Consider the following 17,106-nt stretch of genomic DNA (forward strand, 5'->3'; position numbering starts at 1 on the left):
ATAATAGTACGGCCGTTCGATTTCCCGGTTCTTCCAATCAGACGGTAATAGCTATGCGAAAAGGCGAACAGACGCGAGCCGCAATTCTCGATGCAGCGCTAGACCTCGCAAGCCGCGACGGACTTGAAGGTCTGACGATCGGCTTGCTGGCCGAGCGGATGCAGATGAGCAAGAGCGGAGTGTTCGCGCATTTCGGATCGCGCGAAGACCTGCAGGTCGAAGTCGTGCGCGAATACCACCGCCGTTTCGAGGACGAGGTGTTCTTTCCGAGCTTGCGCGAGCCGCGCGGCCTGCCGCGTTTGCGCTCGATGATCTCGCGCTGGATCGAGAAACGCATCCAGGAAGTGACGACCGGCTGCATTTACATCAGCGGGGCGGTCGAGTATGACGACCGGCCCGACAACCCGGTGCGCGAGCAACTGGTATCGAGCGTGACGATGTGGCGCGCGGCGCTCATGCGCGCCATTTCGCAGGCGATCGACGAAGGGCATCTGCGCGCGGATACCGATCCGCCGCTGATGTTGTTCGAACTGTATAGCTTCACCCTGGGTCTTCATCATGACGCGCGCTTTTTGCATCTGCCCGATGCGGTGCGCCTCACGTGGGCCGCGCTGGAAAAGCTGATCGTTTCGTACCAAAGCGAAGACGCCAGCCGTTAGCGTTGCACGTCGCGACGCGGGCGGCGCCTTCGGGCCACCATTCCGGACTGGAGAGACACATGGGACAGTACGCCGCGCCCTTGCGCGACATGCAATTCGTGCTACACGAGCTGCTGAACGTCGAGGCAGAAGTCAAACAGATGCCCAAGCACGCGGAGCTCGATGCCGACACGATCAACCAGGTGCTCGAAGAGGCCGGCAAGTTCTGTTCCGAAGTGCTGTTTCCGCTGAACCACAGCGGCGACCAGGAAGGCTGCACTTACGAGGGCGATGGCGTTGTCACCACGCCGAAAGGATTCAGGCAAGCGTACCGGCAATACGTCGAATCCGGGTGGCCGGCGCTCGCATGCGACCCCGCGTATGGCGGCCAGGGGCTGCCGCAGTTCGTCAACAACGCGCTTTACGAAATGCTGAACTCGGCCAGTCAGGCGTGGGCGATGTACCCGGGCCTGTCACACGGCGCGTACGAATGCCTGCACGCGCACGGCACGCCGGAATTGCAGCAAACCTATCTGCCGAAGCTCGTGTCGGGCGTGTGGACCGGCACGATGTGTCTGACCGAAGCGCATTGCGGCACCGACCTCGGCATCCTGCGCACGAAGGCCGAGCCGAACGGCGACGGCTCCTACGCGATTACCGGCACGAAAATCTTTATCTCGAGCGGCGAGCACGATCTGGCCGAGAACATCGTGCATCTGGTGCTCGCGCGTTTGCCGGACGCGCCGCCCGGCACGAAGGGCATTACCCTCTTTGTGGTGCCGAAGCTGCTGCCGGACGCCGCCGGCGAGCCGGGCAAGCGCAATGCGGTGAAGTGCGGCTCGATCGAGCACAAGATGGGCATTCATGCCAATGCGACCTGCGTGATCAACTTCGACAACGCGAAAGGGTGGCTGGTCGGTGAGCCGAACAAGGGGCTCAACGCGATGTTCGTAATGATGAACGCGGCGCGCCTGGGTGTCGGCATGCAAAGCCTCGGCCTCACGGAAGTCGCATACCAGAACGCGCTCGTGTACGCGAAAGACCGTCTGCAGATGCGCTCGCTGAGCGGCCCGAAAGCGCCCGAGAAAGCGGCCGACCCGATCATCGTGCACCCGGACGTGCGCCGCATGCTGCTCACGCAGAAAGCGTATGCGGAAGGCGCGCGCGCGTTTTCATACTGGGCGGCGCTGCAGATCGACAAGGAACTGTCGCATGGCGACGCCGCGGCGCGCGCCGAGGCCGCCGATCTGGTCGCGCTGCTCACGCCGATCCTCAAAGCGTTCCTGTCCGACAACGCGTTCGAAGGCACCAATCTTGCGCTGCAGGTGTATGGCGGTCACGGCTTTATCGCCGAATGGGGCATGGAGCAGTACGTACGCGACGCACGCATCAACATGATCTACGAAGGCACGAACGCGATTCAGTCGCTCGACCTGCTCGGCCGCAAAGTGCTCGGCGACATGGGTGCGAAGCTGAAGATGTTCGGCAAGCTCGTCACCGATTTCATCGACGAAGAGGGCGTGAAGCCCGAGATGCAGGAGTTCATCAATCCGCTTGCGGATATCGGCGACAAGGTGCAGAAGCTGACGATGGAAATCGGCATGAAGGCGATGCAGAACCCCGACGAAGTCGGCGCGGCCGCGGTGCCGTATCTGCGCACGGTCGGGCATCTGGTGTTCTCGTATTTCTGGGCGCGCATGGCGCGCATTGCGCTCGATCAGCAGGCGTCCGGCGACGACGATCCGTTCTACAAGGCCAAGCTCGCGACCGCGCGCTTCTACTTTGCGAAATTGCTGCCGGAAACCGCGTCGACGATCCGCGCGGCGCGTGCGGGCGCGAAGACGCTGATGGAAATCGACGCAGCGCTTTTCTGACGACACAGCGGACGACACCGCGGTCGACACGACGGACAGCACCACCGAATCACGCGGCAGCCGCACCGAATGTCTCGCAGCACGGCTTGCCGCGCAACATTGCATGACTCTCCGGAGAAACGACGTGAGCAATCTGATCATTCGCAAGGCCGCCGTGCTCGGCGCCGGCGTGATGGGCGCGCAGATCGCCGCGCACCTCGTGAACGCGAAGGTGCCGGTGCTGCTATTCGATTTGCCGGCTAAGGAAGGGCCGAAGAACGGCATCGTGCTGAAGGCGATCGACAACCTGAAGAAGCTGTCGCCGGCGCCGTTCGGCGTGAAGGACGACGCGCAGTACATTCAGCCCGCGAACTACGACGACGATATCGCGAAGCTCGCCGAATGCGACCTCGTGATCGAGGCGATCGCCGAGCGGATGGACTGGAAGCACGACCTGTACAAAAAGGTGTCGCCGCATCTCGCGCCGCACGCGATCTTCGCATCGAACACGTCGGGCCTGTCGATCACCGAACTGTCGCAGGGCTTTTCCGACGAGCTGAAAGCGCGTTTCTGCGGCGTGCACTTCTTCAATCCGCCGCGCTACATGCATCTGGCCGAACTGATCCCGACCGCGCATACGCAGCCCGCGATTCTCGATCAGCTCGAAACCTTCATGACCAGCGTGGCCGGCAAGGGCGTCGTGCGCGCGAAGGACACACCGAACTTCATCGCAAACCGCGTCGGCATCTTCTCGATTCTCGCGACCATCGCCGAAGCGGCGAAGTTCGGCCTGCGCTTCGACGAGGTCGACGATCTGACCGGCAGCCGCCTCGGCCGCGCGAAGTCGGCCACCTTCCGCACTGCGGACGTGGTCGGCCTCGACACGATGGCGCACGTGATCAAAACGATGCAGGACAAGCTCGCGGACGATCCGTTCTTTCCGGTCTACGAGACGCCCGCGGTGCTTGCCGAACTGGTGAAGAAGGGCGCGCTCGGGCAGAAGAGCGGCGCGGGCTTCTATCGCAAGGACGGCAAGACGATCAAGGTGCTCGACCCGCAGGCCGGCGATTACGTCGAAAGCGGCGCGAAGGCGGATGATCTGATCGGCCGCATTCTGAAGCGGCCGGCGGCCGAGCGCCTGAGGCTGTTGCGCGAATCGGACCACAAGCAGGCGCAGTTCCTGTGGGCGATCTTCCGCGACGTATTCCACTACATCGCCGTGCATCTCGAATCGATCGCGGACAACGCGCGCGATCTCGACTTCGCGTTGCGCTGGGGCTTCGGCTGGAACGAAGGGCCGTTCGAGGGCTGGCAGAGCGCCGGCTGGAAGCAGGTCGCCGAATGGGTGCGCGACGATATCGCCGCCGGCCGCGCGCTGTCGAACGCGCCGCTGCCCGCGTGGGTATTCGACGGCGCGGTCGCGGAGAAGGGCGGCGTGCATACGGCGCAGGGCTCGTGGTCGCCTGCGGCGAAGCGCTTTGTGCCGCGCTCGTCGCTGCCGGTCTACGACCGGCAGGTGTTCCGTGCGCCGCTCGTCGGCGAGACCGGCGGCGACCCGCGCACCTATGGCAGGACGCTGTTCGAAAACGACAGCCTGCGCGCATGGGTCGACGACCGCGCGGGCGAAGACGATGTCGTCATTGTGTCGTACAGGAGCAAGATGAACACGATGGGGCCGGCCGTGCTCGACAGCCTCGTGCAGGCAATCGAACTTGCCGAGAAAGACTACAAGGCCGTCGTGATCTGGCAGCCGACGTCGCTGAAGCTCGGCACGCCGGGCGGCCCGTTCTCCGCCGGCGCGAATCTCGAAGAGGCGCTGCCCGCGTTCATGAAGGGCGGCGCGAAAGGCATCGAACCGTTCGTGCAGAAGTTCCAGCAGACCATGCTGCGCGTGAAATACGCGAGCGTGCCGGTCGTCACCGCAGTGTCGGGCATCGCGCTCGGCGGCGGCTGCGAGCTGATGCTGCAAAGCGCGAAGCGCGTCGCGCACGTCGAAAGCTATATCGGTCTCGTCGAAGTCGGCGTCGGCCTCGTGCCGGCGGGCGGCGGCCTGAAAGAGGCCGCGCTGCGCGCGGCCGAAGCCGCGAGCCTGACCGGCGCGAGCGGCAGCGATCTGCTGAAGTTCCTGCAGAAGCCGTTCGAGTACGCCGCGACCGCGAAGGTCTCCGGCTCCGCGCTCGAAGCGCGCGCGATGGGCTATCTGAAACCGACCGACACGATCGTCTTCAACGTGTTCGAATTGCTCGAGGTCGCGAAGCTGGAAGCGCGCGCGCTGGCCGACGCCGGCTACCGTCCGCCGCTGCGCGTCACGCAGGTGCCGGTCGCGGGCCGCTCGGCCATCTCCACTATCAAGGCATCGCTCGTCAATCTGCGCGATGGCCGCTTTATCAGCGAGCACGACTATCTGATCGCAAGCCGCATCGCCGAAGCGATCTGCGGCGGCGACGTCGAAGCGGGCAGTCTGGTCGACGAGGAATGGCTGCTGACGCTCGAGCGCCGCGCGTTCGTCGAACTGGTCGGCACGCAGAAGACGCAGGAACGGATCATGGGCATGCTGCAAACCGGCAAGCCGGTGCGCAACTGAGCGGCGAACCAAGGAGCGAGAACATGAGCAACAAGCAATTGCAGGACGCCTATATCGTCGCCGCGGCGCGCACGCCGATCGGCAAGGCGCCGCGCGGGCTATTCAGGAACACGCGCCCCGACGAGCTGCTGGTGCACGCGATCCGCTCGGCGGTCGCTCAGGTGCCGGGGCTCGATACGGGCGTGATCGAGGATGCGATCGTCGGCTGCGCGATTCCGGAAGCCGAACAGGGGTTGAACGTCGCGCGTATGGCGGCGCTGCTGTCGGGGCTGCCGAACACGGTCGGCGGCGTGACCGTCAACCGCTTCTGCGCGTCGGGCCTCACCGCGCTCGCGATGGCGGCGGACCGCATTCGCGTCGGCGAATCGGACGCGATGATCGCGGGCGGCTGCGAATCGATGACGATGGTGCCGATGATGGGCAACAAGCCGTCGCTGTCGCCGCATATCTTCGATCGCGGCGAGGACGTCGGCATTGCATACGGCATGGGACTGACCGCGGAGCGCGTTGCCGAGCGCTGGAAGGTGAGCCGCGACGCGCAGGACCAGTTCGCGCTGCAATCGCATCAACGCGCGCTTGCGGGCCAGCAGGCGGGCGAGTTCAAGGACGAGATCGCGCCGTACACGATTGTCGAGCGTTTCCCGGATCTCGCGACCGGCGAGGTGCGCGTGAAGACGCGCGAAGTCTCGCTCGACGAAGGCCCGCGTCCGGATACGTCGCTCGAAGGACTCGCGAAGCTGCGCGCGGTGTTCGCGAACAAGGGGTCGGTGACGGCCGGCAACAGCTCGCAGACATCCGATGGCGCGGGCGCGCTGATCGTCGTGTCGGAGAAGGTGCTCAAGCAGTTCAATCTGACGCCGCTCGCACGCTTTGTCAGCTTCGCGGTGCGTGGCGTGCCGCCGGAAATCATGGGCATCGGGCCGAAGGAAGCGATTCCGGCCGCGCTGAAGGCCGCGGGGCTGAAGCAGGATGACATCGACTGGATCGAGCTGAACGAGGCGTTTGCCGCGCAAGCGCTCGCGGTGATCCAGGACCTCGGGCTCGATCCGGCGAAGGTGAATCCGATCGGCGGGGCGATCGCGCTCGGGCATCCGCTTGGCGCGACCGGCGCGATCCGCGCGTCGACGGTCGTGCACGCGCTGCGCCGCCGCAACCTGAAGTACGGGATGGTGACGATGTGCGTCGGCACCGGCATGGGTGCGGCGGGGATTATTGAGCGGATGTAGGGAATCAGGCAACGCGCCGCACGGGTACGACCAGCGGCGCGGGGCGCTAACACGAACCAGCGCGTACTGACGCGAACTGGCGTGGCACGAAACCGGAGCAGGCGCTAAAGCGCCCATTCCCACCAACTCGCCGCACAAGTCCGGATAGGCGCTGAAGCACTAACCCGGCCTAACGCGGCACGAAACCGGACAGGTGCCAAAGCGCCACGCCGGCCAACTCGCCGCACAAGGAAACGCCATGGACATTCTGGTCGAACGCGCCGGTGGCGTGATGACAATCACGCTCAACCGGCCCGGCAGAAAGAACGCGATCACCGCTGTGATGTACCAGGCGATGGCCGACGCGCTCGTCGAAGCGCAAGCGGACGACACCGTGCGCGCGATCCTCTTGCGCGGCAGCGCGGGCGTCTTCAGCGCCGGCAACGATCTCGAAGACTTTCTGAAAACGCCGCCGGTCGGCGACGATGCGCCGGTGTTTCGCTTCCTGCGCGCGATCAGCTGCGCGGAAAAGCCGCTCGTCGCCGCGGTGCAGGGCGCGGCGGTCGGCATCGGCACGACAATGCTGCTGCATTGCGATCTCGTCTATGCGGCCGATACTGCAATCTTCGCGTTGCCGTTCACGCAGCTCGGGTTGTGCCCGGAAGCGGCCTCATCGTTGCTGCTGCAACGGGTCGCGGGCTATCAGGCCGCCGCCGAGAAGCTGTTGCTCGGCGAGGCGTTCGATGCAAACGAGGCGCACCGGATGGGCTTGGTGAACCGCGTGCTGCCGGCCGCCGAGGTGGATTCATTCGCGTTGCAGCAAGCACAGAAGCTCGCTGCGCTGCCGCCTTCGTCGCTGCGCGTCACGAAAGCGCTGATGAAGCGCGCCAGCCAGCATGAAGTGCAGACGCAAATGACCGACGAGGTGGTCCACTTCGCGAAGATGCTGCTCGCGCCGGCGGCGCGCGAAGCGTTCAATGCGTTCTTCGAGAAGCGCAAGCCGGACTTTCGGTCGGTTTCGTAGCCAGCTTTCGCGTGTCGCGCACGTCTCGCGCTACCCGCGCGTGACGTGCGCCGCCAGCGCGGCGATCGGTCACACCGTGCCGTAATCGACGAAGCTGTTTTCGCGGCAAAAGCTGACGAGCCGTATGCCGGCTTGCCGCGCGATCGCAATCGCCAGCGACGACGGCGCGGAGATCGTCGCAACCATCGGCACGCCGACGCGCGCCGACTTGCGCACCAGCTCGTAACTCGCGCGGCTCGACAGGAATACGAAGCCCTCCCTGGTATCGGCGCGCTCGAGCACGAGCTGGCCGATCAGCTTGTCGAGCGCGTTATGGCGGCCGACATCTTCGAACGCATGGCGGATCGCGCCGGACGCATCACACCACGCGGCCGCATGCAGGCCGCCGCTCAGGCGCGTCAATGCCTGATGCGCGGGCAGTTCGCGCGCCGCGCGGGCGATCGCATCGGGCGCGAGGCGCTGCAAAAAGCCGGTATCGGGCACCCGCTCCGGCTGCAAATCGAGCAGGTCGATGCTTTCGATGCCGCATACGCCGCAGCCGGTCCGGCCCGCCAGCGCGCGGCGCCGCTCCTTCAACGCGACGAATGCCTGCTGCACGACAGTCAGCTGCACTTCCGCATACGGCAAGGGGCTGTCCGCGTTGCCGTTTTCGTGCAGTTCGACCTCGATGTCCTGAATGTCGGCGTTGCGATCGACGATGCCTTCCGACACCGCAAACCCGACCGCGAAGGCTTCCAGATCGCGCGGCGTGCACATCATCACCGCATGCGAAATGCCGTTGAACACGAGCGCGACCGGCCACTCCTGGCCGACGTGGTCGTCGACATCGTCGATCGTGCCGTTGCGGTGCCGGTGCACCGGCTGTTCGATCGTGCCGGGCTGTCCGGCGGTTTCCAGTGGGTTCAAGCGTGGCTCCTCGTGGCTGGCTGATGCGGCGCTGCTGGCGGTTTGCTGCCAGTCCGCCAGCGGACTGCAATGGGCGCCCGGTGGGCCACCCAATCTCTGGCCTGCAGCCAATAAGGTTCTAAAATACCTCAAGCGAGCCCGGCCTGCGCGGCGTGCATCAGCCGATGCGGCGCCGTGCAGGCGCCATCCGCCGTTTGCGATCCGTCACTTCCGGCCCCCACCTCCGAGGATCCGCCATGGGACTGAACGAAGCGCCCCAGCTGTTTCACTTCGAAGTCGAGTCTTCGGAGAATCTCACCTTCATCCCGATGTGCGTGCGTTTCAATCTCGATCGTTTCGGGCTGCGCATTTCGCTGCCGCAATGGCAGATGCTGCCGCACGAAGACCGCGCGCTGCTCGCGCGCTTTCCGGTCGACGAGGACACCGCGATCGAACCGAACTTCGATCATGCGCTGTACGAAATGCTGCGCACGCATGCGAACGTCGAACCCGACTGGTTCACGCCGGAAGACGCGCCCGCGTGGCGCGATACCGGCACGGTGCCGGACGGCGTCCTGCACCAGGCAAACGTTGCACAGGTGGCGGCGCCGAACCTCGAACAATGGGCGCAACTCGAGCCGTTCAAGCGTTACGTGCTCGCGAAGCTGTCGCGCAAGCCGGAAGGGAATCATGATTTCGTGCCGGCAATGAAGGAATTCGGCCTCGCCCGCTGAATTTCCCGCATTATTTCTGCTTTTTTTGTTGTCCTACCCTCAATCCATTCCGATCACTGCCGTTATCCATGGGTTGGCGCGCGAAGGTGCCCGATCAGGCGCGGCAACGCACGCCGCATCGATGCGCCCGCCTGCCGCGAAAAACGAACGACCTTGGCCGACGCGCGCCGCCCGCAGGACGAACGACCTTCGGAACCCATGAATTCATTTCTCTCGAAGCGGTTGTTGATCAACGTCGCGATCGTTGCCGCGGCGGTCGGCGGCAATGCATTCATCGCGTATACGCAGATCTGCGCGCAGCGCGACCTCGATGCACGTACGATCCGCTCGACCAGCATCCGGCAGAACCTCGACGCGTATCGCGCGCAGATCGAAGACAGCCTCGCGCTGCTCGGGCACTACCAGACCGCCGGTGTGCCGGTGCCGGACGGCGCGGCGCGCGCGATGACCGCGTCAATGACGCGCCTCGAAGAGACGCTGCGCACGCAGCTGGCCGACGACCCGCCGATGCTCGCGATGTTCGGCACGCTCACCGCGGACAGCGAAGTCCTGCAGAAAAGCATCGCAGAGGCGCTGACCCGCGCGCGCGAAGCTGCGCCGGCCAGCGCGCCGACCATCACGCCGGACCGCGCGCCGGACCGCGCGCCGGACCCGCTTGCGGACCGGGTATCGGATAACCTGGTATCGGACAGTCAGCACGCATGGGCGGCAGCCGCCTACACGCGTCTGGGCATGGATGTCGACCGGCTCGAGTCCGGCCTTGCGTCGTTGCGGCGGCGCGAAGATGTCGCGCTCGAAGCCAAGCTCGCCGAATCGACCCGCGACACGCAGCGCGCGACGCTGCTGCTCGTCGTCACGATGCTGGCCGGCAGCGCGCTGCTCATCTACACGTTCGGTGCGCGCGAAAGCAAGGAGCGCGAACGGCTGCGCGTCGCGCGGGCGCTGCGGCGCCATGACGAGCGCTTTCGCGGCATGTTCGACGAGCACCCGGTGCCGATGTACATCTTCGATCGCGAATCGCTGCGTTTTCTCGCGGTGAACGCGGCGGCAGTCCATCAATACGGCTACACGGAAGAGGAGTTTCTCGAGATGACGATTCGCGCGATCCGCCCGTCGTCGGAGATCGCGCGTCTCGAAACGCATCTGCAGCGCAGCGACGCCGCGCCGCGCACCGGCCGCACCGTCGCGGGCATCTGGCATCACCGGCGCAAGGACGGCTCGCTGATCAGCGCGGATATTTCGTATCACCCGCTCACGTTTATGAGCCGCTCGGCGATGTTCGTGCTCGCTGCGGATGTGACCGACCAGATCAATGCGGAGGCCGAAGCGCAGCGCTCGAACCAGATGCTCGAAACGGTGATCGACAACATCCCGCAGCGCGTGTTCTGGAAGGATCGCGAGTCCCGTTATCTGGGCTGCAACATGGCGTTCGCGCGCGATGCCGGCCTCGCGTACCCGGAGCAGGTGGTCGGCAAGAGCGACGACGATCTGCCGTGGCGCGAATTCGCCGACGACGTGCGCAAGCACGACGCCGAAGTGATCGAATCCGGCGTGCCGAAGATGAACTACGAATTCGATCTGGTGATCGACGGCCAGTACCGCACGACGGTGAGCAGCAAGCTGCCGTTCACCGATAGCGACGGCCGCGTGATCGGCGTGCTCGGCTCGTACACCGATATCACCCAGCGCAAGCGCGCCGATCTCGCGCTGCGGCTGCAAAGCCGCGCGCTCGACGCGAGCGTGAACGCGATTCTGATCACCGGGCCGGCGGAAGGCGGCAACGTGATCGAGTATGTGAATCCCGCGTTCAAGCGCATCACCGGCTACGATCCGGCCGAAGTGATCGGCCAGGATTGCCGGCTGCTGCAGCGCGACGACCGCGATCAGGAAGGTGTCGCGGCGATTCGCCAGGCGCTCGCGGCGAACCGCGAGGTGAGCGCGGTGCTGCGCAATTACCGCAAGGACGGCGCGCTGTTCTGGAATCAGCTGTATGTCGCGCCGGTGCCGAACCCGGACGGCGAAACGACGCATCACATCGGCGTGATCAACGACGTGACCGCGCTGATCCGCTATCAGGAGCAGCTCGAGTATCAGGCGAACTACGACGGCCTCACGCGTCTGCCGAACCGCAATCTGCTGCGCGACCGGCTGCAGCATGCGCTGGTCGTCGCGCAGCGGCATCAGAACGGTGTCGCGGTGGTGTTTATCGATCTCGACGGCTTCAAGAACGTCAACGACAGCCTCGGGCACAGCGTCGGCGACCGGCTGCTCGCGGTCGTGGCGGACCGGCTCGCGCGGTGCGCGCGCGCAACCGACACCGTCGCGCGGCATGGCGGCGACGAGTTCGTCGTGGTGCTGTCCGATACGTCGGACGAACAGTCGCTGATCGCATGGATGGAGCGCGTGCGGGCGAGCATCTCGGAGCCGGTATGGCTCGACGGCACCGAACTGTACGTGGGCTGCAGCATGGGTGCGAGCCTCTTCCCGCAGGACGGCGACGACGCCGAAACGCTGATGAAGAAGGCCGACCTCGCGATGTACCGCGCAAAGGACATGGGCCGCAACACGTTCCAGTTCTATCAGCCGGAGATGAACGCGAGCGCGGGCGCGCGGATGAACCTCGAACGGCGGCTGCGCCGCGCGCTGCGCGATAACGAATTCCTGCTGCATTACCAGCCGCAGGTGGATATCAACAGCGGGCAGATTGTCGGAGTCGAGGCGCTGATCCGCTGGCGCGACCCGGAGGTCGGCCTCGTGCCGCCGTCGTCGTTTATTCCGGTCGCGGAGGAAAGCGGGCTGATCGGGCCGCTGTCCGAGTGGGTGCTGCGCGAAGCGTGCCGGCAGAACAAGGCGTGGCAGGACGAGGGCCTGCCGCCCGCGCGGGTGTCGGTGAACCTGTCCGCGCGGCATTTCCAGCAGCGCAATGTGGCGAAACTCGTCAAGCAGGTGCTCGCGGAAACCGGGCTCGCGCCGCAGTATCTCGAGCTCGAGCTGACCGAGAGCACGATCATGCGCAATGCCGAAGAAGCGGTGACGATGCTGAACGAACTGCACGCGCTCGGCATCGGCCTTGCGATCGATGACTTCGGCACCGGCTATTCGAGCTTGAGCTACCTGAAACGCTTCCCGGTCGACCGGTTGAAGATCGACCGCTCATTCGTGTCGGACATCGGTGTCTCGAACGATGACGAGACGATCACGTCGGCGATCATCGCGCTCGCGCATTCGCTGAAGATGCAGGTGATCGCGGAAGGCGTCGAGACCTCCGCGCAACTCGATTTTCTGAAGGAGCGCGCGTGCGACGAGATGCAGGGTTTTTACTTTGCGAAGCCGCTGCCGCGTGACGCGATTCCGGGCATGCTGCAGCAGGGCGCGGGCGCCGCGCCCTTGAACGCCTGAACTTGCGATGCGTGACGCGGGCTCAATCGAGCGCCGGCAATGCGCGCGGCCGGCGGTCGCTGTCGGTCGCGACATAGATGAGGACGGCTTCGGTCACCTTCACCACTTCCTGCGCGAAGCTCATGCGCTGCGCGTACACCTCGACCGATACCGTCACTGACGTGTTGCCGGTCTTCACGATATCGGCATAGAAGCTCAGCAGGTCGCCGACGAATACCGGCTGCTTGAACACGAACGAATTGACCGCGACCGTCGCGACCCGCCCGTTCGCGCGCCGGCTGGCCGGAATCGAACCCGCGATATCGACCTGCGCCATGATCCAGCCGCCGAACACGTCGCCGTGCACGTTCGCATCGGAAGGTTGCGGCATCACGCGCAAGGCGCAGGCCTTCTGCGGGAGTTGGGTGAGGTCGGTCATGGGGCGTCCAGGGAAGAATGAACCGGCGCGTTGCGGGAGAAATGCACCGGGAGCAGGGCAAGCCGGCTTCTGCGACAATAGCGGGATCAGGAATTGTACGGGAAAGCGCACGCCCTGGTCAGGCGGGCCGCGCGAGCGATGCAACGGGGTGGCTGCGGTTGTCTGATCCATCCGGTCTACGCGTTCGAGCCGTACGTTCAGCCCGCCCGCGTGTTCCCACATAAAACATCGATGCGCCGTCTCGCCCCACTCCGAGAGCCCGCGCCGATCTCGAACCAGCCGCGCAACGACTGGCAAACGATCGTGTCGCTGCTGCCCTATCTCGCCACCTACAAATGGCGCGTGGTGTTCGCGCTTAGCTGTCTGATCGGCGCGAAGGTCGCGAATCTCGGCGTGCCGGTCGTGATGAAGCGCATCGTCGACAGCCTCGCGTCGGTCCAGCATCTGACCGCGCTCGGGCGCGCCGAACACGCGCCGGGCATCGTGCTGTTGAGCGGCGTCGGGCTGCTGGTCGTCGCGTATGCGATCGCGCGGCTTTCGACGTCGCTCTTCACCGAACTGCGCGAAATCCTCTTTTCGAAAGTGACCGAAAGCGCGGTGCGGCAACTCGCGCTGAAAGTGTTTCGCCACCTGCATGCGCTGTCGCTGCGGTTTCATCTGGACCGGCAGACCGGCGGCATGTCGCGCGATATCGAGCGCGGCACGCGCGGCATCACGCAACTCATTTCGTATTCGCTGTACAGCATCCTGCCGACGCTGGTCGAAGTAGGGCTCGTGCTGGGTTTTTTCGTCGTGCGCTATGAGGCGTACTACGCGATCGTCACGCTGATCGCGCTCGCGGCCTATGTGACGTACACGGTGAAAGTGACCGAATGGCGCACGCATTTTCGCCGCACGATGAACGAGCTCGATTCGCGGGCGAACTCGCGCGCGATCGATTCGCTGCTCAACTTCGAAACGGTCAAGTATTTCGGCAACGAGGATTGGGAAGCGCAGCGCTATGACGAGAACCTGAAGCGCTATCGCGCCGCGGCGATCAGATCGCAGAACTCGCTGTCCGCGCTCAATTTCGGACAGCAGGCGATTATCGGCCTCGGCCTCGTGTTCATTCTGTGGCGCGCGACGCAGGGCGTGATGGCCGGCCGGCTCACGCTCGGCGACCTCGTGCTGATCAACACGTTCATGCTGCAGCTGTACATTCCGCTGAATTTTCTCGGCGTCGTGTACCGCGAACTGAAGCAGAGTCTCACCGACATGGACCGGATGTTCACGCTGCTCGATGCGCCACGCGAAGTGGCCGACGTGCCGCACGCGCCGGCGCTCGCGGTGAGCGGCGCCGAAGTGCGCTTCAGCGGCGTGAATTTCGGTTACGAGGCGGCGCGCCCGATCCTGTACGACGTGAGCTTCACGATTCCCGCCGGCACGACGACCGCGGTGGTCGGCCATAGCGGTTCCGGCAAGTCGACCCTCGCGCGGCTCCTGTTCCGCTTCTACGATCTCGACCGGGCACGCGGCGGTGCGATTACGATCGACGGCCAGGATATTCGCGATGTCACGCAGGAATCGCTGCGCGCATCGATCGGCATCGTGCCGCAAGATACCGTGCTCTTCAACGACACGATCTACTACAACATCGCGTACGGCAGGCCGAGCGCGAGCCGCGACGAAGTGGTGGCCGCGGCGCGCGCCGCGCATATTCACGATTTCATCGAAAGTCTGCCGCGCGGTTACGACACACCGGTCGGCGAGCGCGGACTGAAACTGTCGGGCGGCGAAAAGCAGCGCGTCGCGATCGCGCGCACGCTGCTGAAGAATCCGCCGATCCTGCTATTCGACGAAGCGACGTCGGCGCTCGATTCGCGTTCCGAGCGCGCGATCCAGCACGAACTCGACCTGATCGCGCGTGAACGGACCACGCTGATCATCGCGCACCGACTGTCGACGGTCGTGCACGCGCAGCAGATCATCGTGATGGACCGTGGGCGGATTGTCGAGCGCGGCACCTATGCGGAACTGATCCGGATGGGCGGTCTCTTTGCGCAGATGTGGGCGCTGCAGCAGCAGCGCGCGGAGAAGGCGAAAGAAGACGGGGCGAAAGAAGACGGGGCGAAAGAAGAGGGCGATGCTGAAGCACACGTCGGCGAGGAGCGCGGCGTGCGCTAGGTGTTTATCCCGGCAGCGGCTTGCTGCTTGCCGGAGAGCGGTTGCTGGGTGTCGGTTATTGGTAGCCACTTGCTGCCTATCGCCGACCGCTCACGGCTTACCGCTCACGGCTCACCGCTCATCGCTCACCGCTCACCGCTCACCGCTCACCGCTCACCGCTCACCGCTCACCGCTCACCGCTCACCGCTCACCGCTCACCGACCGCTACTCGCCGCACCGTGCCCCCGACTCGGGTTGTCGCACAAAAGCGCGCTTGACACGACCCGCTATCCCGCCCGCAGTTCGCGATCGAGCGCCTGCAACTGCGCGGCCGTGCCGACATTCTCCCAACGCCCGTCATAGAGCTCGCCGCTCGCGCGGCCTTGCGCGATCGTGTCGCGGTAATAGGGCGTCAGCGCCTGCCGCGCGCCGCGCGGCAGCGCGCGGAACATCCGCGTGTCATACAGGCCGATGCTGCCGAACGTGAGCCGCGGCGCGCCGTCGAGCGACAGCCTGCCGTCGCGCAGCACGAAATCGCCGTGCGGATGAAATGCCGGATTCGGCACCATCACCAGATGCATGCCGGGCGCCGGCAACGCCGCGAGCCGCCCCGCATGCGTATCGAGCAACGTGTAGTCGAAGTCCGCATAGACATCGCCGGCCACCGCGACAAACACTTCCGCGCGGCCCGCGGATTCGAGCAGCGGCAACGCCTGCGCAATCCCGCCGGCGGTCTCGAGCGCGTCGCCTTCGGCCGAATAGCGTAACTCGACACCCCAGCGCGAGCCGTCGCCGAGCGCGGCCTCGATCCGCTCGCCAAGCCACGCGTGATTGATCACGATCCGGCGCAGCCCTGCCGCCGCGAGCCGCTCGATCTGCCAGACGATCAGCGGCTTGCCGCCCGCTTCGAGCAGCGGCTTCGGACAGCTGTCCGTCAACGGCCGCATCCGCTCGCCGCGGCCTGCGGCGAAAATCATCGCGGTGCTCAAGGTGGTTTGCGTGGCCGGAGTCGTCATCGGTCAGAACGTGTAGCCGACCTCGGCCGCGCGGCCTTCGAGATCGTCGAGCAGGCGGGCGAACGGCGCGAGCGGCGCATAGCGCTGCGCGACCTTGCGCGCGTAACCGATGAAGCGCGCCAGATCGCCCAGATAGTGCGGCTTGCCGTCGCGATAGTTGATCCGGCAGAACAGGCCCAGCACCTTGATATGCCGCTGCAGTCCCATCCATTCGAGCTGCCGGTAGAACTCGCCGAAGTCCGGATCGACCGGCAGGCCCGCCTTTTTCGCGTGCTCCCAGTAGTACGCGAAGCAGTCGAGCTCGAATGGCTCGTCCCAGCTGAGAAACGCGTCGCGCAGCAGCGACGCGACGTCATAGGTGATCGGTCCGAGCACCGCGTCCTGAAAGTCGAGCACGCCCGGATTGGGCTGCGCGATCATCAGGTTGCGCGGCATGAAGTCGCGCAGCATGAATACTTGCGGCTGCGCGCGTGCGCTTGCGACCAGCAGCGCAAACGTGCGATCGAGCACCCCGCGCGTGGCCGTGTCGACCTCGCCGCCCAGATGGCGCGTGATGAACCATTCGGGCATCAGCTCCATTTCGCGGCGCATGAATGCTTCGTCGAACGGCGGCAGCACGCCTTCGCGCGTGCTCGACTGCCAGCGGATCAGCGCATCGAGCGCGTCGCGCATCAGCCGGCGCGCATCGCCTTCGTTGAGCGCGGTCAGATACGGCTTTGTCCCCAGATCGGTGACCAGCATGAAACCCGCGTCGAAATCCGCTTCCAGTACGCGCGGCACATGCACACCGGCGGCTTCGAGGAGCCCCGCGACCTGCACGAACTCGCGGCATTTCTCCGGCGGCGGCGCGTCGACCGCAATCACGGTGGCGGCCGCGCCCGGCGCCTGAGCGGCGGACCGCGCACTCGCAGCCGGCGAAGCTGAGCCTGCGGAAGCACCGGAAGCACCGGAAGCACCGAACCATGCGTCGCCGCGCGCCGCGAGCCGGAAATAGCGGCGAAAGCTGGCGTCAGCGGAGGCGGGGGCGAGCGTGGCGAGATCGAGACCGTAATGGTCGGCGAGCGTGCGAAGCCAGGCGGTCAACTGCTCGAGGCGGGCGGAAGGGGCGTGGGGACCTGAAGCGGAGGCGGGCGCTGAGCTCGGCGTCATGAAAACCTGGGTCAAAAGCGGGATAAAGAACGTCTTGCCATATAATACCCCACGACTT

General features: G+C 65.3%; 12 protein-coding genes. 8 read left to right on the forward strand and 4 right to left on the reverse strand.

From position 1 onward, the window contains the following. The first annotated feature begins 53 nt into the window (after positions 1–53). The 5 genes from HV675_RS05755 (at position 54) to HV675_RS05775 (ending at position 7,304) form a co-directional block, all read left to right on the forward strand. The gene (locus HV675_RS05755) at positions 54–659 is read left to right on the forward strand and encodes a TetR/AcrR family transcriptional regulator (protein ID WP_175109830.1); all 606 of its coding nucleotides are present in this window, start codon (positions 54–56) and stop codon (positions 657–659) included. A 59-nt stretch (positions 660–718) separates the two neighbouring features. After that, complete coding sequence (locus tag HV675_RS05760; protein ID WP_175109831.1) at positions 719–2,512, forward strand: acyl-CoA dehydrogenase C-terminal domain-containing protein; 1,794 nt, start codon at positions 719–721, stop codon at positions 2,510–2,512. Positions 2,513–2,636: 124 nt separating this feature from the next. Continuing rightward, positions 2,637–5,075 (forward strand): 3-hydroxyacyl-CoA dehydrogenase/enoyl-CoA hydratase family protein, encoded by a 2,439-nt coding sequence (locus HV675_RS05765; protein WP_175109832.1) that lies wholly within the window; start codon positions 2,637–2,639, stop codon positions 5,073–5,075. Positions 5,076–5,098: 23 nt separating this feature from the next. Further along, a complete protein-coding gene (locus HV675_RS05770) occupies positions 5,099–6,301 on the forward strand; it encodes an acetyl-CoA C-acyltransferase (RefSeq protein ID WP_175109833.1) in 1,203 nt (400 codons plus the stop codon). A gap of 238 nt (positions 6,302–6,539) precedes the next feature. After that, a complete protein-coding gene (locus HV675_RS05775; RefSeq protein ID WP_175109834.1) occupies positions 6,540–7,304 on the forward strand; it encodes an enoyl-CoA hydratase in 765 nt (254 codons plus the stop codon). Positions 7,305–7,373: 69 nt separating this feature from the next. On the opposite strand, the gene fdhD is transcribed toward HV675_RS05775, so the two are convergent. After that, positions 7,374–8,210 (reverse strand): formate dehydrogenase accessory sulfurtransferase FdhD, encoded by an 837-nt coding sequence (gene fdhD, locus HV675_RS05780; protein WP_175109835.1) that lies wholly within the window; start codon positions 8,208–8,210, stop codon positions 7,374–7,376. Between the two features lie 236 nt (positions 8,211–8,446). On the opposite strand from fdhD, the gene HV675_RS05785 reads away from it, so the two are divergent. Further along, positions 8,447–8,923 (forward strand): nitrate reductase associated protein, encoded by a 477-nt coding sequence (locus HV675_RS05785; RefSeq protein ID WP_175109836.1) that lies wholly within the window; start codon positions 8,447–8,449, stop codon positions 8,921–8,923. 198 nt (positions 8,924–9,121) lie between these two features. Beyond that, positions 9,122–12,322 carry a sensor domain-containing protein gene (locus HV675_RS05790; protein ID WP_175109837.1) on the forward strand — a complete coding sequence of 1,067 codons (3,201 nt, stop codon included), beginning with the start codon at positions 9,122–9,124 and terminating at the stop codon, positions 12,320–12,322. 22 nt (positions 12,323–12,344) lie between these two features. On the opposite strand, the gene HV675_RS05795 is transcribed toward HV675_RS05790, so the two are convergent. Then, a complete protein-coding gene (locus HV675_RS05795; protein WP_175109838.1) occupies positions 12,345–12,740 on the reverse strand; it encodes an acyl-CoA thioesterase in 396 nt (131 codons plus the stop codon). Positions 12,741–12,971: 231 nt separating this feature from the next. Between HV675_RS05795 and HV675_RS05800 the strand changes: the two genes are divergently transcribed. Then, positions 12,972–14,903 (forward strand): ABCB family ABC transporter ATP-binding protein/permease, encoded by a 1,932-nt coding sequence (locus HV675_RS05800; protein WP_175109839.1) that lies wholly within the window; start codon positions 12,972–12,974, stop codon positions 14,901–14,903. 267 nt (positions 14,904–15,170) lie between these two features. Here the strand turns inward: HV675_RS05800 and murU are convergent, their stop codons facing one another. Together murU and HV675_RS05810 are read right to left on the reverse strand one after the other, a co-directional pair. Then, complete coding sequence (gene murU / locus HV675_RS05805; RefSeq protein ID WP_175109840.1) at positions 15,171–15,899, reverse strand: N-acetylmuramate alpha-1-phosphate uridylyltransferase MurU; 729 nt, start codon at positions 15,897–15,899, stop codon at positions 15,171–15,173. Positions 15,900–15,902: 3 nt separating this feature from the next. Beyond that, positions 15,903–17,048 (reverse strand): aminoglycoside phosphotransferase family protein, encoded by a 1,146-nt coding sequence (locus HV675_RS05810; RefSeq protein ID WP_175109841.1) that lies wholly within the window; start codon positions 17,046–17,048, stop codon positions 15,903–15,905. Between the last annotated feature and the right edge of the window lie 58 nt (positions 17,049–17,106).

The organism is Paraburkholderia solisilvae (assembly GCF_902859875.1).
In the GTDB taxonomy this organism is placed as follows: Bacteria; Pseudomonadota; Gammaproteobacteria; order Burkholderiales; family Burkholderiaceae; genus Paraburkholderia; species Paraburkholderia solisilvae.

Coding starts and splice junctions, on each gene's coding strand:
- HV675_RS05755 (WP_175109830.1), top strand. CDS start 54: ATGCGAAAAGGCGAACAGACGCGAGCCGCAATTCTCGATGCAGCGCTA.
- HV675_RS05760 (WP_175109831.1), top strand. CDS start 719: ATGGGACAGTACGCCGCGCCCTTGCGCGACATGCAATTCGTGCTACAC.
- HV675_RS05770 (WP_175109833.1), top strand. CDS start 5,099: ATGAGCAACAAGCAATTGCAGGACGCCTATATCGTCGCCGCGGCGCGC.
- HV675_RS05775 (WP_175109834.1), top strand. CDS start 6,540: ATGGACATTCTGGTCGAACGCGCCGGTGGCGTGATGACAATCACGCTC.
- HV675_RS05785 (WP_175109836.1), top strand. CDS start 8,447: ATGGGACTGAACGAAGCGCCCCAGCTGTTTCACTTCGAAGTCGAGTCT.
- HV675_RS05790 (WP_175109837.1), top strand. CDS start 9,122: ATGAATTCATTTCTCTCGAAGCGGTTGTTGATCAACGTCGCGATCGTT.
- HV675_RS05795 (WP_175109838.1), bottom strand. CDS start 12,740: ATGACCGACCTCACCCAACTCCCGCAGAAGGCCTGCGCCTTGCGCGTG.
- HV675_RS05800 (WP_175109839.1), top strand. CDS start 12,972: ATGCGCCGTCTCGCCCCACTCCGAGAGCCCGCGCCGATCTCGAACCAG.
- murU (WP_175109840.1), bottom strand. CDS start 15,899: ATGACGACTCCGGCCACGCAAACCACCTTGAGCACCGCGATGATTTTC.
- HV675_RS05810 (WP_175109841.1), bottom strand. CDS start 17,048: ATGACGCCGAGCTCAGCGCCCGCCTCCGCTTCAGGTCCCCACGCCCCT.